Source organism: Rhodovulum adriaticum (assembly GCF_004345735.1).
Lineage (GTDB): Bacteria > Pseudomonadota > Alphaproteobacteria > Rhodobacterales > Rhodobacteraceae > Rhodovulum > Rhodovulum adriaticum.
This window is the reverse complement of the sequence record NZ_SLXL01000002.1, coordinates 45,351-69,663: the sequence shown is the minus strand read 5'-3', so window position 1 is coordinate 69,663 and position 24,313 is coordinate 45,351. Positions and strand designations below refer to the sequence as shown.

The 24,313-nt window shown below is 66.7% G+C and carries 23 protein-coding genes; 10 read left to right on the top strand and 13 right to left on the bottom strand.

The window, feature by feature from the left end; translation table 11 throughout:
• Positions 1–73: 73 nt before the first annotated feature.
• From cimA to EV656_RS03740, 3 genes are read left to right on the top strand one after another with little or no spacing between them, the layout of a single operon-like run.
• On the top strand, positions 74–1,690 hold the full coding sequence (gene cimA, locus EV656_RS03750) for a citramalate synthase (protein ID WP_132599634.1): 1,617 nt from the start codon (positions 74–76) through the stop codon (positions 1,688–1,690).
• The gene (locus EV656_RS03745; RefSeq protein ID WP_132599632.1) at positions 1,690–2,406 is read left to right on the top strand and encodes a class I SAM-dependent methyltransferase; all 717 of its coding nucleotides are present in this window, start codon (positions 1,690–1,692) and stop codon (positions 2,404–2,406) included. Before cimA ends, EV656_RS03745 begins: the two co-directional genes overlap by 1 nt.
• The gene (locus EV656_RS03740) at positions 2,403–3,170 is read left to right on the top strand and encodes a squalene/phytoene synthase family protein (RefSeq protein ID WP_132599630.1); all 768 of its coding nucleotides are present in this window, start codon (positions 2,403–2,405) and stop codon (positions 3,168–3,170) included. The genes EV656_RS03745 and EV656_RS03740 overlap by 4 nt, the downstream gene beginning before the upstream one ends.
• Positions 3,171–3,203: 33 nt before the next feature.
• On the opposite strand, the gene EV656_RS03735 is transcribed toward EV656_RS03740, so the two are convergent.
• Positions 3,204–3,779: a lipid-binding SYLF domain-containing protein gene (locus EV656_RS03735; RefSeq protein ID WP_132599628.1), complete on the bottom strand. Its 576-nt coding sequence runs from the start codon at positions 3,777–3,779 to the stop codon at positions 3,204–3,206.
• 112 nt (positions 3,780–3,891) lie between these two features.
• Positions 3,892–4,893: a porphobilinogen synthase gene (gene hemB / locus EV656_RS03730; RefSeq protein ID WP_132599626.1), complete on the bottom strand. Its 1,002-nt coding sequence runs from the start codon at positions 4,891–4,893 to the stop codon at positions 3,892–3,894.
• Between the two features lie 114 nt (positions 4,894–5,007).
• Here hemB and EV656_RS03725 point away from each other — a divergent pair, with 114 nt between their 5' ends.
• Complete coding sequence (locus tag EV656_RS03725) at positions 5,008–5,535, top strand: component of SufBCD complex (protein ID WP_132599624.1); 528 nt, start codon at positions 5,008–5,010, stop codon at positions 5,533–5,535.
• 32 nt (positions 5,536–5,567) lie between these two features.
• Positions 5,568–9,008 (top strand): transcription-repair coupling factor, encoded by a 3,441-nt coding sequence (gene mfd, locus EV656_RS03720; protein ID WP_132599622.1) that lies wholly within the window; start codon positions 5,568–5,570, stop codon positions 9,006–9,008.
• A gap of 66 nt (positions 9,009–9,074) precedes the next feature.
• On the opposite strand, the gene ppk2 is transcribed toward mfd, so the two are convergent.
• From ppk2 to metA, 4 genes are read right to left on the bottom strand one after another with little or no spacing between them, the layout of a single operon-like run.
• Positions 9,075–9,944 (bottom strand): polyphosphate kinase 2, encoded by an 870-nt coding sequence (ppk2, locus tag EV656_RS03715; protein ID WP_132599620.1) that lies wholly within the window; start codon positions 9,942–9,944, stop codon positions 9,075–9,077.
• Between the two features lie 35 nt (positions 9,945–9,979).
• Complete coding sequence (locus EV656_RS03710) at positions 9,980–10,936, bottom strand: alpha/beta fold hydrolase (protein ID WP_132599618.1); 957 nt, start codon at positions 10,934–10,936, stop codon at positions 9,980–9,982.
• Between the two features lie 25 nt (positions 10,937–10,961).
• On the bottom strand, positions 10,962–11,837 hold the full coding sequence (locus EV656_RS03705) for an alpha/beta fold hydrolase (protein WP_132599616.1): 876 nt from the start codon (positions 11,835–11,837) through the stop codon (positions 10,962–10,964).
• Positions 11,837–12,763, bottom strand: coding sequence for a homoserine O-acetyltransferase MetA (gene metA, locus EV656_RS03700; RefSeq protein WP_132599614.1), 927 nt, complete (start codon positions 12,761–12,763; stop codon positions 11,837–11,839). Before metA ends, EV656_RS03705 begins: the two co-directional genes overlap by 1 nt.
• 130 nt (positions 12,764–12,893) lie before the next feature.
• On the opposite strand from metA, the gene EV656_RS03695 reads away from it, so the two are divergent.
• Positions 12,894–13,436, top strand: coding sequence for a hypothetical protein (locus tag EV656_RS03695; protein ID WP_132599612.1), 543 nt, complete (start codon positions 12,894–12,896; stop codon positions 13,434–13,436).
• Here EV656_RS03695 and EV656_RS03690 read toward each other — a convergent pair.
• The 5 genes from EV656_RS03690 to guaA form a co-directional block, all read right to left on the bottom strand.
• Positions 13,408–14,280: an ATPase gene (locus tag EV656_RS03690; protein WP_132599610.1), complete on the bottom strand. Its 873-nt coding sequence runs from the start codon at positions 14,278–14,280 to the stop codon at positions 13,408–13,410. The genes EV656_RS03695 and EV656_RS03690 overlap by 29 nt on opposite strands.
• A 92-nt stretch (positions 14,281–14,372) precedes the next feature.
• Positions 14,373–15,485, bottom strand: coding sequence for a hypothetical protein (locus EV656_RS03685; protein ID WP_132599608.1), 1,113 nt, complete (start codon positions 15,483–15,485; stop codon positions 14,373–14,375).
• A 113-nt stretch (positions 15,486–15,598) separates the two neighbouring features.
• Positions 15,599–16,459: a DMT family transporter gene (locus tag EV656_RS03680; RefSeq protein ID WP_132599606.1), complete on the bottom strand. Its 861-nt coding sequence runs from the start codon at positions 16,457–16,459 to the stop codon at positions 15,599–15,601.
• Positions 16,456–16,737 (bottom strand): putative quinol monooxygenase, encoded by a 282-nt coding sequence (locus tag EV656_RS03675; protein WP_132599604.1) that lies wholly within the window; start codon positions 16,735–16,737, stop codon positions 16,456–16,458. Before EV656_RS03675 ends, EV656_RS03680 begins: the two co-directional genes overlap by 4 nt.
• Positions 16,728–18,284: a glutamine-hydrolyzing GMP synthase gene (gene guaA / locus EV656_RS03670; RefSeq protein WP_132599602.1), complete on the bottom strand. Its 1,557-nt coding sequence runs from the start codon at positions 18,282–18,284 to the stop codon at positions 16,728–16,730. The genes EV656_RS03675 and guaA overlap by 10 nt, the downstream gene beginning before the upstream one ends.
• Positions 18,285–18,496: 212 nt before the next feature.
• On the opposite strand from guaA, the gene EV656_RS03665 reads away from it, so the two are divergent.
• Positions 18,497–20,044 carry a trimethylamine methyltransferase family protein gene (locus EV656_RS03665; protein WP_132599600.1) on the top strand — a complete coding sequence of 516 codons (1,548 nt, stop codon included), beginning with the start codon at positions 18,497–18,499 and terminating at the stop codon, positions 20,042–20,044.
• Here the strand turns inward: EV656_RS03665 and EV656_RS03660 are convergent.
• Positions 20,038–20,331 carry a DUF6477 family protein gene (locus tag EV656_RS03660; protein ID WP_132599598.1) on the bottom strand — a complete coding sequence of 98 codons (294 nt, stop codon included), beginning with the start codon at positions 20,329–20,331 and terminating at the stop codon, positions 20,038–20,040. The genes EV656_RS03665 and EV656_RS03660 overlap by 7 nt on opposite strands.
• A gap of 215 nt (positions 20,332–20,546) precedes the next feature.
• On the opposite strand from EV656_RS03660, the gene EV656_RS03655 reads away from it, so the two are divergent.
• Together EV656_RS03655 and lipA are read left to right on the top strand one after the other, a co-directional pair.
• Positions 20,547–21,662 (top strand): DUF6456 domain-containing protein, encoded by a 1,116-nt coding sequence (locus EV656_RS03655; protein WP_132599596.1) that lies wholly within the window; start codon positions 20,547–20,549, stop codon positions 21,660–21,662.
• Between the two features lie 73 nt (positions 21,663–21,735).
• Positions 21,736–22,692: a lipoyl synthase gene (gene lipA, locus EV656_RS03650; protein WP_132599594.1), complete on the top strand. Its 957-nt coding sequence runs from the start codon at positions 21,736–21,738 to the stop codon at positions 22,690–22,692.
• 6 nt (positions 22,693–22,698) lie between these two features.
• Here lipA and mnmA read toward each other — a convergent pair whose 3' ends face one another.
• Positions 22,699–23,847, bottom strand: a complete 1,149-nt coding sequence (gene mnmA, locus EV656_RS03645; protein ID WP_132599592.1) for a tRNA 2-thiouridine(34) synthase MnmA — start codon at positions 23,845–23,847, stop codon at positions 22,699–22,701.
• 120 nt (positions 23,848–23,967) lie between these two features.
• Here mnmA and sciP point away from each other — a divergent pair, with 120 nt between their 5' ends.
• Positions 23,968–24,246 (top strand): CtrA inhibitor SciP, encoded by a 279-nt coding sequence (gene sciP, locus EV656_RS03640; RefSeq protein ID WP_132599590.1) that lies wholly within the window; start codon positions 23,968–23,970, stop codon positions 24,244–24,246.
• Positions 24,247–24,313: the final 67 nt, after the last annotated feature.

Here is a 24,313-nt window from a genome sequence, read left to right as displayed (position 1 = left end):
GTGGGGGGCGGGACGGGCGCTGCCCGGGCCGCAAGCGCCCCGGGCGGTGTTGGGCGGTTATGGAGCCGTACCGATGACCCGCGAACGCCTCTACCTTTACGACACCACCCTGCGCGACGGGCAACAGACACAGGGCGTGCAGTTCTCTACCGCTGAAAAGGTGCGCATCGCCCGGATGCTGGACGATCTGGGCGTGGATTACATCGAGGGCGGCTGGCCCGGCGCCAACCCCACCGACAGCGCCTTTTTCGAGGCCGCGCCGCAGACCCGCGCCCGCATGACCGCCTTTGGCATGACGAAACGCGCGGGGCGCTCTGCCGAGAATGACGAGGTTCTGGCCGGCGTTCTGAACGCGGGCACCCCGGCGGTCTGTCTGGTGGGCAAGACGCATGATTTCCACGTCACCACGGCGTTGGGGATCACGCTGGACGAAAACATCACCTCCATCGCGCAATCGGTGGCCCATGCCGTTGCACAGGGGCGCGAGGTTCTGTTCGACGCGGAGCATTTCTTTGACGGGTGGAAGGCGGATGCCGATTATGCCTTTGACTGCCTGAAGGCTGCGCATGACGCAGGCGCCCGCTGGATCGTGCTGTGCGACACCAATGGCGGCACCCTGCCGGGCGAAATCGGCGAGATCACGGCGTCGGTGATCGCCCGCGGCATCCCCGGCGATGTGCTGGGCATCCACACCCATGACGACACCGGCAACGCGGTGGCGGGCAGCCTGGCGGCGGTGCAGGCGGGCGCACGGCAGGTACAGGGTACGCTGAACGGGCTGGGCGAACGCTGCGGCAATGCCAACCTGACAACGCTGATCCCCACGCTGGCACTGAAAGAACCCTTTGCCAGCCGGTTCGACACCGGCATCACCGACAAGGCGCTGTCGGGCCTTACCCACGTTTCGCGCGTGCTGGACGACATCCTGAACCGCGTGCCGCTGAAAAGCGCGCCCTATGTCGGGGCCTCGGCCTTTGCGCACAAGGCGGGGTTGCATGCCAGCGCGATCCTGAAAGACCCCACCACCTACGAACACATCGTGCCCGAAACCGTGGGCAACGCGCGCATCATCCCGATGTCCAACCAGGCCGGGCAGTCCAACCTGCGCCGCCGCCTGGCCGAGGCCGGGCTGGAGGTCGCGCGCGACAATCCCGCGCTGCCCACCATCCTGGACGAGATCAAGACGCGCGAGGGGCAGGGCTATTCCTATGACACCGCGCAGGCCAGTTTCGAGTTGGTGGCGCGGCGGCACCTGGGGCAGTTGCCCGAATTCTTCAAGGTGAAACGCTATCGCGTGACGGTGGAACGCCGCCGCGACGAGAAGGGCCGCCCGATCAGCCTGTCCGAGGCGGTGGTCGTCCTGCTGGTGGATGGCGAGCGCAAGCTGTCGGTCTCCGAAAGCCTGGACGCGCAGGGCAACGACCGGGGGCCGGTCAACGCCCTGTCGCGCGCGCTGGCCAAGGACCTGGGCACCTACCAGCGTTATATCGACGACATGCGTCTGGTGGATTTCAAGGTGCGCATCACCAATGGCGGGACCGAGGCGGTGACCCGCGTCATCATCGACAGCGCAGACGGGCAGGGGCGGCGCTGGTCCACGGTGGGCGTGTCGCCCAACATCGTCGACGCCTCGTTCGAGGCGCTGCTGGATGCGATCATCTGGAAACTGGTGCGTGACGGAGCGGAGTGATGGATTGGGACGCGTTCTTTACCCTGCACAGCGACCTGCCGCGCGAGGGGCCGGGAGACCGGGACAGCTTGGATTGGGCGCTATCCCTTGCGGGCGTGCCGCACGACGGGGCGATCTGCGATGCCGGTTGCGGGCCGGGGGACGATATTGCCGGTCTGCTGGCTCATGTGCCCGACGGCACGGTCGAGGCGCTGGACCTGTATGATGGTTTCGTCGCGCAGGCGGCCAGGCGCTTTATCACGGACCCGCGTGTTACCGTCCGGCAGGGCGACATGGGGGCGCTGTCGGGCCCCTATGACCTGATCTGGTCGGCGGGCGCGGTTTATTTCCTGGGGGTGACCGAGGCGCTGACCGCGTGGCGCACGGTCCTTGCCCCCGGCGGCGCGGTGGCGTTTTCGCAGGCCTGCTGGTTCACGGACAGGCCGTCCGATGCGGCACGCGCCTATTGGGAACGGGAATACCCGCAGATGACCGATATCGCCGGCGTGAACGCGCAGATCGCGGCAGCGGGATATGACGTGGTCGGCCAGCGCCCCCTGTCCGATGCCGCGTGGGAGGCGTACTTTACCCCGCTGGAAGCCCGCATCGCCGAACTGCGCCCGGGCGCGTCAGCGGCGCTGGCCGCGGTTCTGGATGAAAACGAGGCCGAGATCGCCACCTGGCGCGCGCACCGGGCCGAGTATGGCTATCTGCTGTCGGTGGTGCGCCCGGCATGACGCTGGATGCCTGCGCCGAGATCGTCCGCCGCGGCGACCCGGACCGCTTTCGCGTGGCGATGGCGGCCCCGGTTGTGGCGCGTGCGCGGCTCTTGCCGCTCTTTGCCTTCAACGTCGAGGTGGCCCGTGCCCCGTGGGTGACGGCGGAACCGATGATCGCCGAAATGCGCCTGCAATGGTGGCGCGATGTGCTGGAGGAAATCGCCCAGGGCGGCCCCGTGCGTCGGCACGAGGTCGCAACGCCGCTGTCGCAGGTTCTGGCGCCGGGGGATGCGCAGGCGCTGGACGCGCTGGTGCTGGCGCGCCGCTGGGATGCCTACCGCGAGCCGTTCGCGGATGAGGCTGCGTTCCTGACCCATATCGAGGCGACCGGCGGCACCTTGCTGGAGGTGGCCGGCGCGGTGATGGGCGCCCCGCGCGGGGCGGGGCCGCTGCGCGACCTTGGCGTCGCGATGGGTTTGGCGAACTGGCTGGTGGCGGTGCCCGAGCTGGAAACGCGGGGGCGTATCCCGCTGGTTGACGGGCGGCCGCAGGCGGTGGTGCAACTGGCCCGCACGGGTCTGGATCGTCTTGCGCGGGCCAGAGCGGCGCGCGGGGACATCCCGGCGGCGGCGGTTCCTGCGGCACGTATGGCATGGCGCGCGGGGCCGGTGCTGCGGCGGGCAGAAAAGAGCCCCGGCCGCGTGGCGGCCGGGGCATTGGACGCATCTGAAACGGCCCGGCGCGCCAGCCTTATCTGGCGCGCGATGCTTGGGGGCTGGTAACGATCTGCGTGCGAGGTCGTGTTCAGCGGCCCCTCAGGGGATGATCCGGGTGTATTTCGTCCCCTCAAGCGAGGCACCGACGATCAGGCCCTGTTGGCCAAAGATCAGCGCGATCACCGGGTCCAGCGCGGTCAGCGTTCGGGCCGACAGGTTGCCGCCCTGATCGCGCACCGCGTATTCGATATCGCCCCCGGCAGACCAGCCGCCCCCAGCCCGGAAATCGCGCAGCGCCTCGGGCGTCATGAAGAACAGCGCATGGGCGTATTGCTGCGCCCCGATCTGCAACCCGATACTGGCCTGCGTGGCCGAGTAGTAATCGACTGTCACGTTGTCGATCCGCAGCGCGCCGCGCCCGAAGGCCCCGCCCAGGCCCAGGCCGGCCTTGGTGATCAGCGGCATCCACAGGATGCCCTGCGCCTTGTTCGCCAGCAATTCCGCGTCCGGGTAGCGCGAGAACAGGTAGTTGCGCGTGTTGTCGACGCGGCTGTCGATGGTCAGGGCGCCGTCGCTGCCCACCCCGTTGCTACAGGCCGCAAGCGCCGACGTCGCGCCCGCCGCCGTCAGAAATCCGCGGCGGGTGAACCGGCCGCCCGTCTTGCCGTATTGCATTGATCTTGCCTCATGTGGTTGTGGTCTGTGCCCAACATTGCCCCACTTATAGGGATTTGCGCGCCCCTTGTCACCGGGGCGCGGCCAGTATGGGCAAGATCGTGCCGGGGGATCAGCCCGCGTTCAGAACGCGCGCGGCCTCGGGCGCGAAATAGGTCAGGATGCCGTCGCAGCCCGCGCGCTTGAAGCTCATCAGGCTTTCCATCATCACCTTTTCGCGGTCCAGCCAGCCGTTCTGCGCGGCGGCCATCAGCATCGCGTATTCGCCCGACACCTGGTAGGCATAGGTCGGGACGCCGAATTCGTCCTTCACGCGGCGGCAGATGTCCAGATAGGGCATCCCGGGTTTCACCATGATCATGTCCGCGCCTTCCATCAGGTCGCGTTCGACCAGGCGGATGGCCTCGTCGGAATTGGCCGGGTCCATCTGATAGGTCTTCTTGTCGCCCTTCAGCGCCCCGCTGGCCCCCACCGCATCGCGGAACGGCCCGTAAAAGGCGCTGGCGTATTTCGCGGTGTAGGACATGATCGTCACGTCCGAATGCCCGGCCTTTTCCAGCGCCGCGCGCATCGCCCCGATCCGGCCGTCCATCATGTCGGACGGGCCCAGGATGTCGGCGCCGCACTCGGCCTGGGCCAGCGCCATCTTGACCAGGGCCTCGACGGTTTCGTCGTTCACGATGATCCCGTCGCGCACGATGCCGTCATGGCCGTTGGCGTTGTAGGGGTCCAGCGCGATATCGGTCATCACCGCGATGTCGGGCACAGCGGCCTTGATCGCGCGGATGGTCCGGTTGGACAGGTTGTCGGGGTTCCACGCCTCTTCGCAGGTCTCGGTCTTCAGCGAGGGATCGGTATAGGGAAACAGACAGATCGCCGGGATGCCCAGGGCGGCGGCCTCTTCGGCGGCCTTGACAGCCAGATCGACAGAGCGGCGCACTACACCGGGCATCGAGGGCACGGGTTCCTCGACCCCTTCGCCCTCGCGGATGAAGATCGGCCAGATCAGGTCGCCGGTGGTCAGCGTGTTTTCGCGGACCAGATCGCGCAGGGCGGGCGTGCGGCGGGTGCGGCGCAGGCGGGTGGTGGGGAAGGGGGCGACGGTGGGGCGCATGGGCTTGTCTCCTTCAACAACTCGACAGACTGCGTTACACGGATCGGGCGCCACCTCAAGTGCGGGATTCGTCCCGGGGCCGGTCGCACCCCTGAGAGAACGGAGCCAAGTTCCTTGGACTGGTACGAGAGCGTTTACGAGTTGATCGACATGCGGTCGTTCTCGAACCTGTGGTTCTGGATCGCGCTGGCGGTGGCGTGGTCCACGGCCAGCCACTGGGTGTTGGGCGTGCCCTACGATCTGGTGCAACGCGCCCGCATGCGCGGCGGGCAGGCCGCCGAGGACGTGGCCGCCCTGGTCGCGATCAACATGCGCCGCGTTCTGTACATCGCGCGGGTCGCCGGGGTGTGGATCGTGGCGCTTGGCGGGTTTGCGCTGTCGATGCTGATCGTGCTGGGGTTCGTCTACGGGTCCGAGATCTGCCAGGCCGTCGTGCTGCTGGGTGGGCCCTTCGCGCTGGTCTGGTTGATGACGGTGCGCCTTGCCCATCGGATCGAGTCCACCGCCCCCGAAGGCGAGGCGCTGTATCGCTGCCTGCGTGCGCATCGGCTGCGCGTGCAGTTGGTCGGCATCTCTGCGATCTTCTTCACCGCCATGTGGGGCATGTGGCAGAACATGCAGATCGGCGCCTTGGGCGGTTGACACCGCGGCGTCCCTCCTTAACTGAGCGGCCCATGTCAGATCCCCAGAACATCACCGTCGGCGGCGCGCCCGAAGGGTTCGACGCCCGCCTTTTGGCCCGCGAGGCCGCGCGCACGGGCAAGCCCGTGCTGCATATCGCCCGCGACGACAAGCGCCTGGCCGCGATGCGGGCGGCGCTGGCCTTTTTCGCGCCGCAGTCGGTGGTGCTGGATTTCCCGGCCTGGGATTGCCTGCCCTATGACCGGGTTTCACCCAATGCCGATATCGAGGCCGCGCGCATGGCCACGTTGGCGACCCTGGCGGCGGGGCTGTCGGGGCCGTTCATCCTGCTGACCACGGTCAACGCGGCGGCACAGCGTTTGCCCGCGCGCGCCGTGCTGCAAGAGGCCAGCTTTGCCGCGCGGGTCGGCCAGCAGATCGACGAGGCGGCGCTGAAGGCGTTCCTGGTGCGCATGGGCTTTTCCCAGGCGCCCACGGTGATGGAGCCGGGCGACTATGCCGTGCGGGGTGGCATCATCGATATCTACCCGCCGGGGCAATCGGGGCCGGTGCGCCTAGACCTGTTCGGCGACGTTCTGGACGGTGCGCGGCGGTTCGACCCGGCCACGCAACGCACAACCGAAAAGCTGGACGCGATCGAACTGGCCCCGGTATCCGAGGTGATCCTGGACGAGGCAGCCATCACCCGGTTCCGACAGAACTACCGGATCGAGTTTGGCGCGGCGGGCACCGATGACCCGCTGTACGAGGCGGTCAGCGCCGGGCGCAAGCATGCCGGGGCGGAACATTGGCTGCCCTTTTTCCACGAGCGTCTGGAAACCCTGTTCGATTACCTGCCGGGCGCCAGCGTCTATCTGGACGACCAGGTGACCGCGACCCGCCTGACCCGGTGGGAGACCATCGCCGATCAGTATGACACCCGCGCCGAGGCGATGCGCCAAAAGGGCCGGCTGGACTCGGTCTACAAACCCTGCCCGCCGGGTCTGATGTATCTGGACGATGACGCCTGGGCCGCCGCGACCGCGGGGCACCGGGTATTGCAGTTGAACCCGCTGCCGCAGGGCACCGGCCCGGGGGTGATCGACGCGGGCGGGCGGATCGGGCGCAATTTCGCACCGGAACGCAAGCTGGAGCAGGTCAGCCTGTTCAGCGCCCTCAGCGATCATGTTCAGGCGCGCCGCGAAGAGGGGCCGGTGGTCGTCGCCTCGTATTCCGAGGGGGCGCGCGAACGTCTGAAAGGGCTGTTGGAGGATGAGGGCATCGCCGATGCCGCGCTTGCCGCCGACAGCCGCGACGTGGCCGCCGGGCGGGGGCTGTACCTGGCGGTCTGGGCGCTGGAACACGGGTTCGAGGCGCCGGGGCTGACGGTGATCTCGGAACAGGACGTGCTGGGCGACCGTCTGATCCGCGCCCCGAAAAAACGCCGCAAGGCCGAGAATTTCCTGACCGAGGCGCAGACGCTGTCACCGGGCGATCTGGTGGTGCATGTCGAACATGGGGTGGGCCGCTACAACGGGCTGGAAACCATCACCGCAGCCGGGGCGCCGCATGAATGCCTGGCGCTGGAATATGCCGGCGGCGACCGGCTGTTCCTGCCGGTGGAAAATATCGAACTGCTGTCCCGCTATGGCCATGACGAGGGTCTGCTGGACAAGCTGGGCGGCGGCGCCTGGCAGGCCAAGAAGGCCAAGCTGAAAGAGCGCATCCGCCAGATCGCAGACAAGCTGATCCGGGTGGCGGCCGAGCGTGCCCTGCGTAACGCGCCGATGCTGGAGCCCAACCACCACATGTGGGAGGCGTTTTCCGCCCGCTTCCCGTACCAGGAAACCGACGATCAGTTGGCCGCCATTGAGGATGTGCTGAACGACATGGGCAGCGGCACGCCGATGGATCGGCTGATCTGCGGCGATGTGGGCTTCGGCAAGACCGAGGTCGCGATGCGCGCCGCCTTTATCGCGGCGATGTCGGGGGTGCAGGTCGCGGTGATCGCGCCCACCACGCTGCTGGCGCGCCAACATGCGAAAAGCTTTCTCGAACGGTTCCGCGGTTTCCCGGTAGAGGTGCGGCAACTCTCGCGCTTTGTCAGCGCCAAGGAGGCGGCGAAAACGCGCGCCGGGCTGGCCGATGGCACGGTGGATATCGTGATCGGCACCCATGCGGTGCTGGCCAAGACGGTGAAGTTTCAGAACCTGGGCCTGCTGATCATCGACGAGGAACAGCATTTCGGCGTCACCCACAAGGAACGGTTGAAACAGATGCGCAGCGATATCCATGTGCTGACGCTGACCGCCACGCCGATCCCCCGCACCCTGCAGATGAGCTTGACCGGCGTGCGCGACCTGTCGATCATTGGAACGCCACCCGTCGACCGGCTGTCGATCCGCACCTATGTCAGCGAGTTCGACGCCGTCACCGTGCGCGAGGCGCTGCTCAGGGAACATTATCGCGGCGGCCAAAGCTTCGTCGTGGTGCCGCGGATCAAGGACCTGCCCGAGATGGAGGCCTTTCTGCGCGAGCAGGTGCCAGAGGTGTCCTTCGTCGAGGCGCATGGCCAGATGGCCGCTGGCGAACTGGACGACCGGATGAACGCCTTTTACGATGGCAAGTACGATGTGCTGCTGGCCACGACCATCGTTGAATCGGGGCTGGATATCCCCACCGCCAACACGATGATCGTCTACCGTGCCGACATGTTCGGGCTGGCCCAGTTGTACCAGATCCGGGGGCGGGTGGGCCGCGCGAAAACCCGTGCCTATGCCTATCTGACGACGAAACCGCGTGCGCCGCTGACGCCGCAGGCGCAGAAGCGGCTGCGCGTCTTGGGGTCGCTCGACACGCTGGGGGCGGGGTTCACGCTGGCCAGTCAGGATCTGGACATTCGCGGCGCCGGCAACCTGGTGGGCGAGGAACAGTCGGGCCACGTCCGCGAGGTGGGCTTCGAATTGTACCAGTCGATGCTGGAAGAGGCGATCGCCAAGATCAAGGCGGGCGAGATGGAGGGCCTGTCCGAGGCCGATGACGAGTGGTCGCCGCAGATCAATCTGGGCGTGCCGGTCCTGATCCCCGAAGATTACGTGCCCGATCTGGATGTGCGGCTGGGCCTGTATCGCCGCCTGTCGGGGCTGTCGACCAAGGTAGAGCTGGAAGGCTTTGCCGCAGAGCTGATCGACCGGTTCGGCAAACTGCCGAAAGAGGTCAACACGCTGCTGCTGGTCGTGCGGATCAAGGCGATGTGCAAGCGGGCAGGCATCGCGCGGCTGGATGGCGGGCCCAAGGGGGCGACGGTCCAGTTCCATAACGACAAGTTCGCCAATCCCGCAGGGCTGGTGGAATTCATCCAGGCGCAGCAGGGGCTGGCCAAGGTCAAGGACAACAAGATCATCCTGCGCCGCGACTGGAAGAAGGACAGCGACAAGATCAAGGGTGCCTTTGCCATCGCCCGCGATCTGGCCGAGAAGGTCAAGTCCGGCTGAGGTGCGCTGTCCCGGCGTGGTGCCTGCGGCGCGTGCGGGATTTGGGTATTTGGGCCAAGAAGAAGATCAGATCGCCCAAATTTCCGGGCCGCCGCAGATTCTGGGGTCGGGGGCTGCGACGACCTGGGTGTCCTTGCCCGCGTAATCCAGCCCTGACAGCACAGCGCGGATCGCGGCCAACCGCGCGCGGCGCTTGTCGTCGGAGCGGATCACCGTCCAGGGGGCGGGGCCGGAATGGCTGCGGGCGAAGGTTTCGCGGATCGCTGCCGTGTAGGCGTCCCAGCGTTTCAGCCCCTCGACATCGATCCAGCTGAGTTTCCATTGTTTCAGGGGGTCGCGTTCCCGCTTGAGGAAGCGGCGGAGTTGTTCGGCCCGGCCGACATTGAGCCAGAGCTTGACCAGGTGAATGCCCTCATCGACCAGCATTTCCTCGAACTCGGGCACCTGGGCGAAGAAATGGGCGCGCTCCTGGGGTGTGCAGAAGTCGAAGACATGTTCGACCACGCCGCGATTGTACCAGGAGCGATCGAAAAACACCATTTCACCACCCGAGGGCAGGTGGGGGATGTAGCGCTGAAAATACCACTGGCTGGCCTCGCGGTCCGAGGGCTTGGACAGGGCCACGACGCGGGCCACGCGCGGGTTCAGGTTTTCGCGGAACCGCTTGATCGTGCCGCCCTTGCCGGCCGCGTCGCGCCCCTCGAAGAGGACGGCGATGCGGGTGCCGTGGGCCTTTACATGGGCTTGCAGCTTGACCAGTTCGATTTGCAGCGCCTCCAGCTGGTCCTGGTAGGCGTCCTTGTCCATGCGGTTGTCATACGGGTAGCCCTCGGAGAGGATGTCGTCTTTCTTGGCGTCCTTGATGGCGTGGCGGACCTCGTCGGGCGCCGCGTTTTCGTAGAAGTCGCTGATCGCGCCGTCGAATGGCAGATGCATGGCCGGGCCCTCCTCGTCGGGGGAGACTAGGCCGATCAGGCGCGGCGGCGCAATCCGCCGCGTGCGACGGCGCGGTCGATCGCGGCGCGGGTCGCGCGCGGGGCGGCGTGGTGGACCATGTGTCCGACGCCGCGCAATTCGGTCAGGCGGGCATCGGGCAGGGTCGCGGCCAGGCGCCTTGCGTGGATCTCCAGCCCGACGATGCGGTCGGCGCTGCCGTGCAGCACCTCGACGGGAATACGCAGACTGGGGTAGCGCGCGGCCATCTCTGCCAAGGCCGGGCGCAGGCTGTCCACCTGCCCGGCGCTTGCCCGCAGGGTGGCGGGGTTCAGGGCAAGGTCCAGGCCGATATAGTCGGCATAGCCTTGGGGCACGGGTTGCGGCGCGAAAAAGCGTGGCAGGGCGCGGCGCGCGGCACCCTCTGTCACGAAGGCCGAAACCAGCGCGCTGCCCAGACCAGAGGCGGCGATGCCGTACCAGGCGGGCAGCATCCCGTCGGGCCAGGGCATGGTGACGCCGGCCAGCGCGACCACGCCGGCCAAGCGGGCGGGCCGGTTCAGCGCCCAGGCCATGGCGACGGCGGCCCCGTAGGAATGGCCGACCACGACTGCGCGGCCTATGCCCATCTGCACGGCGGCTGCGTCCAGTTGCGCGGCCTGCGCGGCGGGGCTGTCGCCGCGGGGATTCAGCGGTTCGGAATAGCCCAGGCCGGGGCGGTCGAAGGCGGTCACGCGGTAGCGCTGCGCCAGTTGCCCGGCGAGCGAGAAGGTAAAATCGCGCAGGTTCGCCGAGGCGCCATGGACCAGGATCACGTCCGGGCCGCGGCCCTGTTGCCAGGCGTGTACCCTGCGGCCCCGCACGTTCAGCAGGCGCCCAAGCGGTTTGGTGCGGGCAGGCGTGTCCGGCGAGGGCGCCGGGGCGCAGGCCGTCAGCGCGGTTGCGGCGGTCAGGCCAAGCGCGGCGCGCCTGGTATATGCGGGGGCCTGGGGCATGAGCCGGTATATAGGCCCGCGCCGTTCAGCCGCCAGTGCCCGGCAAACCGGCGCGGGCTGCGGCGCGGTGAATGGCGGCGACGGCTTCTTGTGGGCGGGCATGGTGGGGCATGTGCCCGACGCCCGGCAGCTCGGTCAGGTTGGCCGTGGGCACCTGCGCGGCGAAGGGGCGGGAATGGATCGCGGGGGACACGATTTCGTCGGCAGTGCCGTGCAGGATTTCGATGGGCAGGGTCAACGCGTCATAGCGGGCGGCCATGGCGCGGATATGCGGCTTTAGCCCGTTCACCTGCCGGGTGTTTGCGCGCAGCGTGTCGGGGCGCAGGGCCAGTTCGATCCCGATATGATCGGCATAGCCCTGCGGCACGGGATCGGGGGCGAAGATGCGCGCGATGGAGCGATGGGCCAGCGCACGCGGCGCCAGGGCCGAGATCAGCGGCACCACCACCGCCCCGCCCAGGCGCGAAGACAGGATATCGTAGAACGGCCCCAGCCCGCCGGGCCAGGGCATCGCGGCCCCGGCCAGCGACACGATGGCGGCCGCACGTTGCGGGAAATCCAGCGCCCAGGCCAGGGCCACCGCACCGCCAAAGGAATGGCCCACCAGCACCGCAGGGCCCAGGCCAAGACGTTTTGCTGCGGCCTCCAGCACGGCGGCCTGTTCGGCCGGGCTTTCGCCATGGGGATGCAGCGGGTCGGTGTGGCCCAGGCCGGGCCGGTCGAAGGCGGTGACGCGGAAACGGTCGGTCAGCCGCCCCATCAGGTCGAAGGTGAAATCGCGCGTGTTGCCGCCCGCGCCATGCAGCAGGATCAGGTCCGGCCCTGTGCCGTCCTGGTGGGCGTGAACGGCGGTGCCCCCGATATCCAGAACGTCGCCGGTCGGGGGGAAACGTCCTGGCATCAGCCGGTTCCGATCCGTGTCATGTCGAAGGGCGTGGTCTGGTAGATCTGGTTGATCCAGTTACCGTAAAGCAGGTGCGCGTGGCTGCGCCAGCGGTTGCGGGGCGGTTTTGCCGGATCGTCATCGGGGTAGTAGTTCACCGGCACCTCGGTCGGGGTGCCGTTGCCGATATCGCGTTCGTATTCCTGCTTCAGCGTATCGCTGTCATACTCGAAGTGGTTGAAAATGTAGAGCGCGCGGTGCGCGGGATCCTCTACCAGGCAGGGGCCGACCTCGTCGCTGCCCAGCAGGGTGCGCAGGCCGGGTGCCGCGTCGATTTCGGGTTGCCGCATTTCCGTCCAGCGGCTGACGGGGATCACGAAATCGTCGGAAAACCCGCGCAGGTAGGGGGAGGTCGGATCAAGGTTGTCGTGCCGGAAACAGCCGAAGGCCTTGGCCGTCAGAATGTGTTTCTGCACCCCGTGGAAATGGTTGATCATCGCCATGCCGCCCCAGCAGATGCCAAAGGTGGAATGCACATGGGTCTGGGTCCAGCCAAAGACGCGGACAAGCTCTTCCCAATAGGTGACATCGGTGAAAGGCAGATGCTCGATCGGGGCGCCGGTGATGATCAGGCCGTCGAATTTCTCGCCCGTGGCCTCGACCTCGGCGAAGGGGCGATAGAACGCCTCCATATGCTCGGACGCGGTGTTGCGGCTGCGGTGTTCGGTCATCCGGATCAGGCTGAGTTCGATCTGAAGGGGCGTTGCCCCGATCAGGCGGGCGAACTGGGTTTCCGTCTGGATCTTTTTGGGCATCAGGTTCAACAGCCCGATGCGCAGCGGCCGGATATCCTGGCGCGCGGCGGCCTCTTCGCCCATCACCATGACGCCCTCACGCGTGAGCACGTCGTATGCGGGCAGGTCAGCGGGGATCTTGATCGGCATCTTGATACTCCTTGACCGGCCGAGGAATAGGCAAGTTGCGGGCCGCGCTCAACCCTGCTCGCCATGAATTGACAGGGGCGGGGTTGCAAGCTTCACTAAGGGGGCGTGCAAGGGGCGGGAGGGTGCGGTAATGCGGCGGCACATGATCTGCGTGGCGCTGGTTCTGGCCGGCACTGGCCCGGCTGCGGGGCAACAGGCAGACCCGATGGAAATGCAGCGCTGTGTGTGGCGCTGCCTGAACCAATTCGGCCCGGCCAGCAACCCGGCCTACCATGATTGCGTTCAGCGTGTCTGCGTGCCTGACCGCCCACGCTGGAGCGGGGGCCAGATCCGCGACGGGAGCGGAGAATACGCCGCGGTCGGAACCGCCGATGGGCGATTTCAGCTCTACTACCTTTGTGGTCGCGCGGGCCAAAGCGCCCTGGTCCTTTCCGGACTGGAAGGCCCCTCCGCCGTGTTAAGCTTGGTGGTGGACGGGCGCCCCTACGATCTGTCTTTCGAAGGGGAGGGCGGCGCCCATGCCGTGGGCGTGCCGCCCGGATCGCCGATCCTGTCGGCCATGGCCACGGGGCAAACCCTGACGGTGCGCAACGTCGCAGGCTATACTGTGGCCACCTTCGGCCTGGACGGTGCGGGGGCCGAGATCAGCGCCGCCCAGGCGCGTTGTCGATAGCCCGTGCGATGAGGTCCGTGAAATCGTCAGGACAGCGGACGGCGGCGACATCTTCGGCCCGTACCTTGACGCCCCAGTTTTCGGCCATCGCGGCATAGCGCGGCTGGCGGTGGGCCAGCGCGCGGGCATAGGTCCAGCGCACGAAGGCGTCCGGGTCGACCTCGTGTTCTTGCAGCTTGTTCCGGTCCAGATATTCGTCCCATGCGGCGCGCAGGAATTCGGGCTGGTAATACATCGGTTTCGGGGCGCGGTCGAAGCGGCGTATCAGTTCCTCGGTATGGGCGTCCGATCCCTCGATCCAGACCAGCAGCAGATGCTCGGACAGGGGTTTCAGCACCGGGTCGTCGGGATTGTCCGGTTCCACCACCTCGCAGATGGAGCCGCCGGAATCGCAGACGAAATCGTCCAGCCGATACAGTGCCTTGGCCCGCTCGATGAAATGGGGGGTGTCCAGCAGCGCGCTGATTTCCGCGGCGCGATGCTGTTCCTGGCGGTGCATGTATTCGTCGAAGGGCAGGCCGCCCTTTTCCGGCGCGCCGGGCTTGCCCAGATAGGTGGACAGCGGGGCCAGGTTGTCGAAGGTGATGTTGGAGGCGATGTAAACGCTGTCGCTGAGCAGCAGTTCCCGCAGCAGCGGAACCTTCATCGCCTCTGCCTTGAAGTTGTCGGCGATATGTTCGCCCATGTAGCGGGTGCCGATGCGGTAGTCGATCGAGTAGTGAAACCACTGCCCCTCTTCGCGCAGCATCGAAGAGACATGGGTCTTGCCCAGGCCCGACATCCCGAAAAGCAGGACGTGTTTTTCCCGCGCCTGGCGCCAGGCATCGGCCGTTTCGTAGATCATCCCGCTCCCCTTTGCCGCTTGGCCTCTCGTAGCCAGCCCGCGGCGGGGGGTCAAATGAAACCGCCCGGCCGTGGGGCCGGGCGAGAGGCAGCCTAGAAGGCGTGGCCGACGCGCACGCCGAAGCCCCACCCCTCGTTGCTGCGGAAATTCGAGTTGATGCCCCGCGTCACGGCACTGCCGATATCGACATAGCGCACGCCGCCCGTGATCTTGGTGCTGCCCATCGTGTAGGTCACGGCGGCGCCGACCGACCTGAAGCCGTCGGTGGGGCCCAGGTTGCCGACCGGGATGCCTTCGCGCTTTTCATAGCCGAACAGCAGCGCGCCCGACCACTGGTCCGAGAAGCGGCGCCCGATCCCGAGGTTGTAGGTGATGACATCGTTGTCATACTCGACCAGCGCGCCCAGCCCCAGCAGCGGGTTGGCATAGATGGCCGGGCTGATGTCAAAGGCGGTCCAATCCACCCAACGGATCGAGCCGAACAGCAGCGTGTCGGCCGCGATGCCGGTCTGGAATTCCAGATTGACGGATTGCGGAACCTCCGTCGTCAGGGTGCTGGTCGGAAAGGGGATCGGCCCGATCTGTTCCGAGGCGCGGAACTTGTGCGTGATCGAGGAATTGTAGGTCAGCGCGACGCGGGCGGCGATTTCCGGTTTTTCCCAGGCGACGCCGACGACATAGCCGAAATCGGTTTCGCTTGTCGTGGACAGTGTGTAGCCGAACGGAATGTAGGGCAGGTCCGCGACACCATCGGTCCGCAGGGCACGCACGCCGCCGATCACGCTGAAATTCGAGGGCAGCTTGTAGCGGATCAGGGCGGTCAGCGCCATTGCGTCGATCTCGGCGGTTGCGCCGCTGGCGATATAGCTGGTGCCCCCGGGATAGTTGATGTCGGCGCCGATGGGCTGATCCAGGATCAGCGCCACGTCCAGCTTGTCGCTGAGCGCCTGCTTGTAGGCCAGCGTGACGGTGGTGTAGCTGGGCGACATGTTGCCAGAGGGGAAGTTCGTACCCGTATTGGCTGGCGGGGTCGCATCGACGCCGACGCCCGACACATTGGGGTTGAAGGTGCTATAGCTCAACTCGGCGTAGTTCCCCTCTTCGAAGAGGATCCCCACCGATTGGGTCGACCGTTCGATGCCGCCCGCATGTGCAACGCTTGCACTCAGGGCGGCGGCGGCAGCGCCGCTCACCAGCTTGTTCATGTTTCCTCCCGCACCTTTTACCGGTTTGGCGACCACGTTATCGGGCAAATGATTTGGGTCAATCTTTGACGCGACGTTAACGCTGCGGCGAATTTTCTTTCTCGCTCAGCGTGTCACCGGGGCCGCACTTCAGCGCGCAGGTTGACGAAGTTCGCTGTCAGGATCAGCGCCGCCCCGGCAAAGACGGCCCATTCCAGCGGTTCCGCGTACAGCGCCATGCCGACCACCGCGATCACCGGCAGCCGCAAGAAGTCCATCGGCATGACAAGGATCGCCGGGGCCACGCGCAGTGCGTTGGTCAGGCAGAAATGCGCCATCAGCCCGGCAAAGCCGATCACGGCCAATGGCGGCCACGCGGTGGGCGAGGGCCAGGCGATATCCCCGTCCAGCCCCGCGCAGAGCAGCGCCAGCCCGGTCTGCATCACGGTGAGCCAGAACAGCACCGACACCACGGATTGGGTGGCGATCAGCCGCTTGGTAAACATCGCCGAGCCGGCAAAGCCGATTGCGGCCCCCAGGGCGGCCAGCGCGCCCGGTTCCAGCGCCATCGGGTTGGGGCGGGCCACGATCAGGATGCCGATGAACCCCAGACCGGCCGCCAGCGCGCGCATCCGCGTCAGCCGCTCGCCCAGGATCAGCGGCGCCAGAACCGCCACCCACAGCGGCGAGGTGAATTCCAGCGCGAAGACCTGCGCCATCGGGATCATCGTCAGCGCCCAGAACCACAGGTTCTGCCCGGTGAAATGGCTGACATTGCGCACCAGATGCAGGCTCAGGCGTTTGCCTGACACCTCGCCCAGGCGCCCGGCCAGACCGGCCACGGCCAGCACGATCGCAAACCCGATCACCGAGCGGTAGAGCATCAGCTCGAACGTATCCAGTTCCAGCGTGACCATGCGCCCGGCCACCGCCATCGAGGAAAAGGACGCGATCGCGCCGGTCATCCACAGCGCCGCCTGCGCGACATGGGTCATGGGGCCAGGCCCGTTACCGTGTAATGGCGCTGGATGCCGTGGCTGACCTCGGCCCAGGCCGAGGCATCACAGCGCCGCCGATGGGCGCGCAGCGCCTCGGCATCGGTGAATTCCTCGTAGACGTTGAACAGGCCCGGCTGGTCGGGATCCTCGGTGATGTCAAAGCACAGACAGCCCGGTTCGCCCCGGCTGAGGCGGATATGCCGGGGCAGGGCCGCGCGGATATCCTCCAGATGCGCGGGTGGCACCTTGAAATAGCCTGACAGGATCACTCCCACTCGATCGTTCCCGGCGGTTTCGAGGTGATGTCGTAGGTCACGCGGTTGATGCCCTGGACCTCGTTGATGATCCGGGTCGCGGTTTCGCCCAGAAACTCGTGGCTGAACGGGTAGTAATCCGCCGTCATCCCGTCGACCGAGGTCACCGCGCGCAGGGCGCAGGCGTAATCATAGGTGCGCCCGTCCCCCATCACGCCCACGGTGCGCACCGGCAGAATCGCGACAAAGGCCTGCCAGATTTCGTCATACAGCCCATGCTTGCGGATCTGGTCGATATAGACCGCGTCGGCCTTGCGCAGGATTTCCAGTTTCTCGCGGGTGATCTCGCCGGGGCAGCGGATCGCCAGACCGGGGCCGGGGAAGGGGTGCCGCCCGATGAAGCTGGCGGGCAGGCCCAGTTCGTGACCCAATGCGCGGACCTCGTCCTTGAACAGCTCGCGCAGCGGTTCGACCAGTTTCAGCCCCATCTTTTCGGGCAGGCCGCCCACGTTGTGGTGGGATTTGATCGTGACCGAGGGGCCGCCGGAAAACGACACCGATTCAATGACATCGGGGTAAAGCGTGCCCTGGGCCAGGAACTCGGCCCCTTCGATCTTGTTCGCCTCGCGCTGGAACACGTCGATGAACAGCTTGCCGATGGTCTTGCGCTTGACCTCGGGGTCGGAACCCCCCTCAAGCGCGCCGATGAAAAGGTCGGATTCATCGGCGTGGATCAGCTTGATGTTGTAGTGGTCGCGGAACATCGTGACCACCTCGTCGGCCTCGTTCAGCCGCAGCAGGCCGTGATCGACGAAGACGCAGGTCAACTGGTCGCCGATCGCCTCGTGCAGCAGGACGGCGGTGACGGAACTGTCCACGCCCCCCGACAGCCCGCAGATCACCTGTTTGTCGCCGACCTGTTCGCGGATCTTCTTGATCGCCTCGTCGCGATAGGCGCCCATGGTCCAGTCGCCGGTGAACCCCGCCAACCGGACGAAGTTTTCATAGAGCGTCTTGCCGTTGGGGGTGTGGTGCACCTCGGGGTGGAACTGCACGGCAAAGAAGTTGCGCGACAGGTCCGCGGTGATCGCGAAAGGCGCGTTGGGCGAGGTGCCGTAGACCTGAAAACCCGGCGCGATTTCAGAGACATGGTCGCCATGGCTCATCCATACCTGTTCGCGCCCTTCCAGGAACCAGCCGGTCAGCAGGTCGATGCGGTCCTCGCTTGGGGTGACATAGGCGCGGCCGAATTCCGCGGTGCCGTGGCCGCGTTCCACGCGCCCGCCCAGCATCTGCATCATGACCTGCTGGCCGTAGCAGATGCCCAGGATCGGCACGCCCATCTGGAACACGCTTTCGGGGGGGCGCGGGCTGTCGGCATCCAGCACCGAGGCCGGGCCGCCCGAGAAGATCACCGCCTTGGGCGCGAAATCGGCCAGAAAGGCGTCGGTGACGTTCTGATAGGGGTGGATTTCGCAGTAGACGTTCAACTCACGCAGGCGGCGCGCGATCAGCTGCGTCACCTGGCTGCCGAAGTCGATGATGAGAAGGCGATCATGCTGGGTCATGGCCATCTGATAGGGGCGCTTTGCGGGGCGCGCAAGTATTCCCGATTTGTGGCACGGAAATCGCGGGCCTTTGGCCCGGTTGGGTATTTGGACCAAGAAGAAGCGGGCACCATGTCGCGGACGGCAAAGGAAAGGCCGCAAACCGGCCGCAGGACGGGTGGGGTTTCCCGCTAGATGTTTCCCGACAGCAAGCGCCCCGAGGGGAGAGGCCGATGACAGAGGGACGAGCAGCCGGGCGCAGGGGCCGGGGCGGTGGCGGCGCGGCGCGGCGTGCGGCGCGGGCGACGGCGGGTATCGACTGCGCCCGATTCATCGAGCGTGCGATTCCGAATTTCGAGTTGCTGAACGCCGAGGCGCTGGAGATCATCGAGCACAACGCCGAAACCGTGCTGGAAGAGATCGGCGTGAACTTTGCCGAGAATCCCGCAGCGCTGGCGCGCTGGCGCGATGCCGGCGCGGATGTGCAGGGCGAGCGTGTGCGCATCCCGCGCGGGCTGGCCCGGCAATTGTGCGCGACGGCACCCGCCCGCTTTACCCAGCATGCGCGCAACCCCGAACGCAATGTCGAGATCGGTGGCAAATCCCTGGTTCTGGCGCCGGTCTATGGCCCGCCCTTCGTGCGCGATCTGGATGGCGGGCGCCGCTATGGCACGATCGAGGACTTCCGCCGCTTCGTCCGCCTGGGTTATATGTCGAAATGGCTGCACCATTCCGGCGGGACGGTGTGCGAACCCACGGATGTGCCGGTTTCCAAGCGGCATCTGGACATGCTGCTGGCGCATATGACGCTGAGCGACAAGCCCTTTATGGGTTCGGTCACCGATCCCGCGCGCGCCCGCGATTCGGTGGAGATGTGCGAGATCCTGTTCGGGGCGGACTTCGTGGCCGAAAACACGGTCATGACCTCGCTCATCAACATCAACTCGCCGCTGACCTTCGATGCCACGATGATGGGCGCGCTGGAGGTCTATGCCCAGGCGAACCAGGCCTGCATCGTGTCGCCTTTCATCGTGGGCGGGGCGATGGCGCCGGTCAGCGTGGCGGGAACCCTGACCCAGGTGCTGGCCGAGGTCATGGCGGGCGTTGCCTATTCCCAGCTGGTCCGCCCCGGTGCGCCGGTGATCTTTGGTGCCTTCGTGACCTCTATCGACATGAATTCCGGCGCGCCGACCTTCGGCACGCCAGAGGCCAGCCAGATCCTTTACGGCGCGGGTCAACTGGCGCGGCGGCTGGGGCTGCCCTTTCGGTCGGGGGGCGCGCTATGCGGGGCCAAGCTGCCCGACGCGCAGGCGGCCTATGAAACGGCGCACACGCTGAACGCGGCGATGATGGGCGGCGTGAACTTCATGCTGCATTCCTGCGGCTGGCTGGAGGGCGGGCTGGTCGCCAGCTTTGAGAAATTCGTGATGGATGCCGACCAGCTGGGCGCGCTGCACAAGATGGCGGCGGGCGTGGCCACCGACCCGGACGCGCAGGCGATGGATGCCCTGCGCGAAGTGGGGCCAGGCGGCCATTTTCTGGGCTGTGCCCATACGCAAGCCCATTTCCGGGATGCGTTCTGGCGATCCGAGGTGCTGGATTACAAACCCTTCGAGACTTGGGACGAACAAGGTGCGCGCGACACCGCCATGCTGGCCACAGAGCGCGTGCAGGCGCTGCTGGCGCAGTATGAGGCGCCCGCGATGGACCCCGCCACGCGGGAGGCGCTGGAAGGGTTCGTCGCCCGGCGCAAGGCCGAACTGCCCGACAGCGCCTACTGAGCGGGCGGGGCGCCCTCGCCGATCAGGCGCGCCTCTGCCATCAGCGCGATGAGGATTTCGACATGGCGCGCGACCGGATAGGTCGCAGCGCCCGCGCGGCGTTCGGTTTCCATTTCCAATTCCAGGGCCATCAGCCGGCGCAGCGTGCCGGCTGGTGCGGCATGGTTTCCTGGCAGCAGCCGGGCCAGCGTGCGGTCGCGCCGGTAATCGGCTTGTCCGGCGCGGGCGGCCTGCACCAGCAGGCGGGGGCGGCGAAGGGTCAGCAGGTCGCGGGGGAGCTTGGTCATGGGGGTCTCCGGGATGTGATGACCCCAGAGTGATGCAACCTGAGCGGGTGTTGCGGGGACGCGTCGAGCAGCGCGCGGAGGTTTCAGAAAGATTTATTATTTGGAAACAATGATAGACACACAGCTTTTTGTTAACCAAAAGGTAACAAAAACAACCTTGGATTGAATCTTGCTTGACGGTCAGATGCCTGCCCATGCCTGTCGAAAGATCGGAAATGTTGGACTGCACAGCCTTGCCCGACCTTGATCCCGCGGCCGCCTGGCTGCCGGAGGCTGCGATCTGGTATCTCGCCCACACCCAGGGCGGCCACTCGATGCGGGCAATCGCGCGGCGGGCGGGATGTCATCCCTCAACCGTGATGCGGGCGGTCCGGCGGCTGGAATCGCGGCGCGACGATCCCTTGATCGACACGGCCCTGGACCGCCTGGCGGATCGGTCTCGTGTCCTGCCCCCTCGAAAGGAGCTTACCGAAATGACTGCCACGATTCGGAAACCGCGTGCGGCCGTCGACCGGGCCACCCTCACCCGCGAGGCGAGGCGCATCCTGCGCCGCCTGGGTGAACCGGGGGCCTTTCTGGCGATTGCCCACGACCTGGAAAAGGCGGCCGTTCTGCGCGAAGGGGCCAGCGGGCAGACCACGCGCATCGCGGTGGTCGAGCGCGCGGTCGCCGAGGCCTTTGCCGTGCAGGACTGGATCGCCTGCAAGGCCCGTGGCCGCGTGACCACCTACACGATCACCCAGGCCGGACGCGCGGCCCTGCGCCGCCTGCTGGAAGAGGATCAGGCGCGCCGGGCCGGGGCGCAGGCCGATGGGTTCGGCCAGCAGCATGGCGGCTGGATGGGGGCGCAAGACGATGAAGAGGATTGCGCGGCCCGCCGCGCCCGCGTCCGCGGCCACAGGGCCGAGTCGCCGCTGGCGATCCTGGCCCGGCGCAAGGGGCCGGACGGACAGCCGTTCCTGGGGCCCGATCTGGTGGCGGCCGGCGAGCGGCTGCGCGAGGATTTCGAGATCGCGCAGATGGGCCCGCGCGTTGCGCAGAACTGGGATCGGTTCCTGACCGGGTCGGATCGGGGCAGCTTTTCCGGCGATGGCGGCCCGGCCGAGGGGCCGCGCGCAGCGCGCGAGCGGGTTCTGGCCGCCTTGCGCGATCTGGGTCCGGGATTGGGCGATGTGGTGTTGCGCTGCTGCTGCTTCCTGGAGGGGATGGAGCAGGCCGAAAAACGGCTGGGGTGGTCGGCACGCTCGGGCAAGATCGTCCTGCGCATCGCGTTGCAACGATTGAAACGGCATTACGATCAGCTGGGCGGCGGCGGCGCGTTGATCGGTTGATGCCCTGGGGCGGGCGGGATTGGACAAGCCGCCCGCCCCACGTTACATGAGGCGAAAAGCTGCAGGAGGCCCCATGCGCCCGCGCGACCTGAAACTCCCCGATGAGCGCCACCCCGAAAAGGCGCATCGCCCCGACAACGCCCAGCCGAAGAAACCGAAATGGATTCGCGTCCGCGCGCCGGGCGGTGCGGGCTACCAGGATACCCACAAGGTGATCCGCGAACATGGGCTGGCCACCGTCTGCGAAGAGGCGGGCTGCCCGAACGTGGGCGAATGCTGGGCCCATGGTCACGCCACCATGATGATCATGGGCGAGATCTGCACCCGCGGCTGCACCTTCTGCAACGTGGCCACCGGCAAGCCCCAGGCGCTGGACGTGTTCGAGCCGGGCCGGGTCGCCGACGCGGTACAGAAACTGGGTCTGAACCATGTGGTTATCACCAGCGTCGATCGCGACGATCTGGAGGATGGCGGGGCGGAACATTTCGCCCAGACCATCCGCGCCGTGCGTCACCGCGCGCCCGAAACGACCATCGAGGTTCTGACGCCCGATTTCCTGAAATGCCCCGCCAGCGCCCTGGAAACCGTGGTTGCGGCCAAACCGGACGTGTTCAACCACAACCTGGAAACCGTGCCGGGCCTTTACCCCGAGGTGCGGCCGGGCGCGCGCTATTTCCATTCCCTGCGCCTGTTGCAGCGGGTCAAGGAAATCGACCCCGCCATGTTCACCAAGTCGGGCATCATGGTCGGCCTGGGCGAAGAGCGGCAGGCGGTTCTGCAAGTGATGGACGACCTGCGCGCGGCGGATGTGGATTTCCTGACCATCGGGCAGTACCTGCAACCGACACCGAAGCACCACGCCGTGGCAGAGTTCGTCACGCCCGAGGATTTCGCTGCCTATGAAAAGGCGGCCTATGGCAAGGGGTTCCTGATGGTGTCGGCCACGCCGCTGACGCGATCCAGCTATCATGCGGGCGATGATTTCGCGCGGCTGCGCGCCGCGCGAGAGGCCCGGCTGGCCGGGGTCTGAGCGGCCCTATCGCCCGCGCCAGATCCAGCCGCCGCCCAGCACCCGGCTGCCGCCGGTTTCGTAGAACACGCAGGCCTGGCCCGGGCTGACCCCTTCCTCGGGTGTCAGCAATTCCACCTCGGCCTCGGTGTCGGACAACGGGCGCAGCACCGCCGCGCGCGGGGGGCGGGTGGAACGCACCTTGACTGCGATCTCCCATTCGGGACGCGAAGTCATCGGCGCATCGCCCAGCCAGTTGACCTCGCGCACGGGCACGGTTCGGGTGGACAGCATCTCTTTCGGGCCGACGATCACCCGGTGGCTGTCCACGTCCAGCCGCACGACGTATAGCGGTTCGGACAGGCCCCCGATGCCCAGGCCGCGGCGCTGGCCGATGGTGTAATGGATCACGCCGTCATGCCGGCCCAGCACGCGCCCGTCCGCATGAACGATCTCGCCCGGTTCGGCGGCGCCGGGGCGCAGCTTCTCGATCACGCTGGCATAGTTGCCCTCGGGGACGAAGCAGATGTCCTGGCTGTCGGGCTTGTCCGCCACGGGCAGCCCGTATTTCGTGGCCAGCGCCCGGGTCGCATCCTTGTTCGGTAGATGGCCCAGCGGAAAGCGCAGGTAATCCAGCTGCTCGGGCGTGGTTGAGAACAGGAAATAGGACTGGTCGCGCGCGGGATCTGCAGCGCAGTGCAATTCGGCCCCGTTCGGCCCAGTCTTGCGCTGGATGTAATGGCCCGTGGCCATGCAGTCGGCATCCAGATCGCGGGCGGTTTCCAACAGGTCGCGAAATTTCACCCGTTCATTGCAGCGGATACAGGGGACCGGCGTGGCCCCGGCCAGGTAGCTGTCGGCAAACTCCTCGATCACGGCGTCGCGGAACGTGTTTTCATAGTCCAGGACGTAGTGGGGAAAGCCGATGCGTTCGGCCACCCGGCGGGCATCGTGGATGTCCTGGCCTGCGCAACAGGCCCCCTTTTTTGCCAGTGCTGCGCCGTGGTCGTACAGCTGCAGCGTGATGCCGATCACGTCATAGCCCTCTTCGGCCAATTGCGCGGCCACGACCGAACTGTCCACGCCGCCGGACATGGCGACCAGCACGCGGGTCTCTGCCTCGGGCTTGGCAAAGCCGAGGGAATTCAGCGGGGGCGTGGCGCTGTCGCGGGGCATGGTCTCTCTCCTAGGGGTATCGGCGGAATATAGGAAAATCCGACATATTCTCAAGCCACCCTTTCACCGCCTCTTAAGTCTCTGGCGCCAGCCTCGCGTGGAGCGAGGGAGATCGGTGACATGTATCTCAAACGGATAGAGGGGCCGCGCGCGGTGACGCTGCCCGATGGCAGCAAGATGACCCGGGCCGACCTGCCCCCGGCAAATACGCAGCGCTGGGTGGCCAGCCGCAAGGCCGCCGTGGTGATGGCCGTGGCCGCCGGCCTGATCCCCGAGGCCGAGGCACTGGCGCGCTATGCGCTGTCAGAGGAAGAGTTCGCCGGCTGGAAACGCGCGGTGCGGCGCGGCGGGGTCGAGGGATTGAAGGTCAGTGCATTGAAACGGCGTAGACAACCCTGAATTGTAAGTGATAGCCTGGCATCGCAGGTAACGTGCAATTAACCAATCCTGGCCAGATTGGGAGCGC

Bases quoted from the DNA above. Each gene is read 5' to 3' on its own strand.
- cimA (WP_132599634.1), top strand. From the start codon at position 74: ATGACCCGCGAACGCCTCTACCTTTACGACACCACCCTGCGCGACGGG.
- EV656_RS03745 (WP_132599632.1), top strand. From the start codon at position 1,690: ATGGATTGGGACGCGTTCTTTACCCTGCACAGCGACCTGCCGCGCGAG.
- EV656_RS03740 (WP_132599630.1), top strand. From the start codon at position 2,403: ATGACGCTGGATGCCTGCGCCGAGATCGTCCGCCGCGGCGACCCGGAC.
- EV656_RS03735 (WP_132599628.1), bottom strand. From the start codon at position 3,779: ATGCAATACGGCAAGACGGGCGGCCGGTTCACCCGCCGCGGATTTCTG.
- hemB (WP_132599626.1), bottom strand. From the start codon at position 4,893: ATGCGCCCCACCGTCGCCCCCTTCCCCACCACCCGCCTGCGCCGCACC.
- mfd (WP_132599622.1), top strand. From the start codon at position 5,568: ATGTCAGATCCCCAGAACATCACCGTCGGCGGCGCGCCCGAAGGGTTC.
- ppk2 (WP_132599620.1), bottom strand. From the start codon at position 9,944: ATGCATCTGCCATTCGACGGCGCGATCAGCGACTTCTACGAAAACGCG.
- EV656_RS03710 (WP_132599618.1), bottom strand. From the start codon at position 10,936: ATGCCCCAGGCCCCCGCATATACCAGGCGCGCCGCGCTTGGCCTGACC.
- EV656_RS03705 (WP_132599616.1), bottom strand. From the start codon at position 11,837: ATGCCAGGACGTTTCCCCCCGACCGGCGACGTTCTGGATATCGGGGGC.
- metA (WP_132599614.1), bottom strand. From the start codon at position 12,763: ATGCCGATCAAGATCCCCGCTGACCTGCCCGCATACGACGTGCTCACG.
- EV656_RS03695 (WP_132599612.1), top strand. From the start codon at position 12,894: ATGCGGCGGCACATGATCTGCGTGGCGCTGGTTCTGGCCGGCACTGGC.
- EV656_RS03690 (WP_132599610.1), bottom strand. From the start codon at position 14,280: ATGATCTACGAAACGGCCGATGCCTGGCGCCAGGCGCGGGAAAAACAC.
- EV656_RS03685 (WP_132599608.1), bottom strand. From the start codon at position 15,485: ATGAACAAGCTGGTGAGCGGCGCTGCCGCCGCCGCCCTGAGTGCAAGC.
- EV656_RS03680 (WP_132599606.1), bottom strand. From the start codon at position 16,459: ATGACCCATGTCGCGCAGGCGGCGCTGTGGATGACCGGCGCGATCGCG.
- guaA (WP_132599602.1), bottom strand. From the start codon at position 18,284: ATGACCCAGCATGATCGCCTTCTCATCATCGACTTCGGCAGCCAGGTG.
- EV656_RS03665 (WP_132599600.1), top strand. From the start codon at position 18,497: ATGACAGAGGGACGAGCAGCCGGGCGCAGGGGCCGGGGCGGTGGCGGC.
- EV656_RS03660 (WP_132599598.1), bottom strand. From the start codon at position 20,331: ATGACCAAGCTCCCCCGCGACCTGCTGACCCTTCGCCGCCCCCGCCTG.
- EV656_RS03655 (WP_132599596.1), top strand. From the start codon at position 20,547: ATGTTGGACTGCACAGCCTTGCCCGACCTTGATCCCGCGGCCGCCTGG.
- lipA (WP_132599594.1), top strand. From the start codon at position 21,736: ATGCGCCCGCGCGACCTGAAACTCCCCGATGAGCGCCACCCCGAAAAG.
- mnmA (WP_132599592.1), bottom strand. From the start codon at position 23,847: ATGCCCCGCGACAGCGCCACGCCCCCGCTGAATTCCCTCGGCTTTGCC.
- sciP (WP_132599590.1), top strand. From the start codon at position 23,968: ATGTATCTCAAACGGATAGAGGGGCCGCGCGCGGTGACGCTGCCCGAT.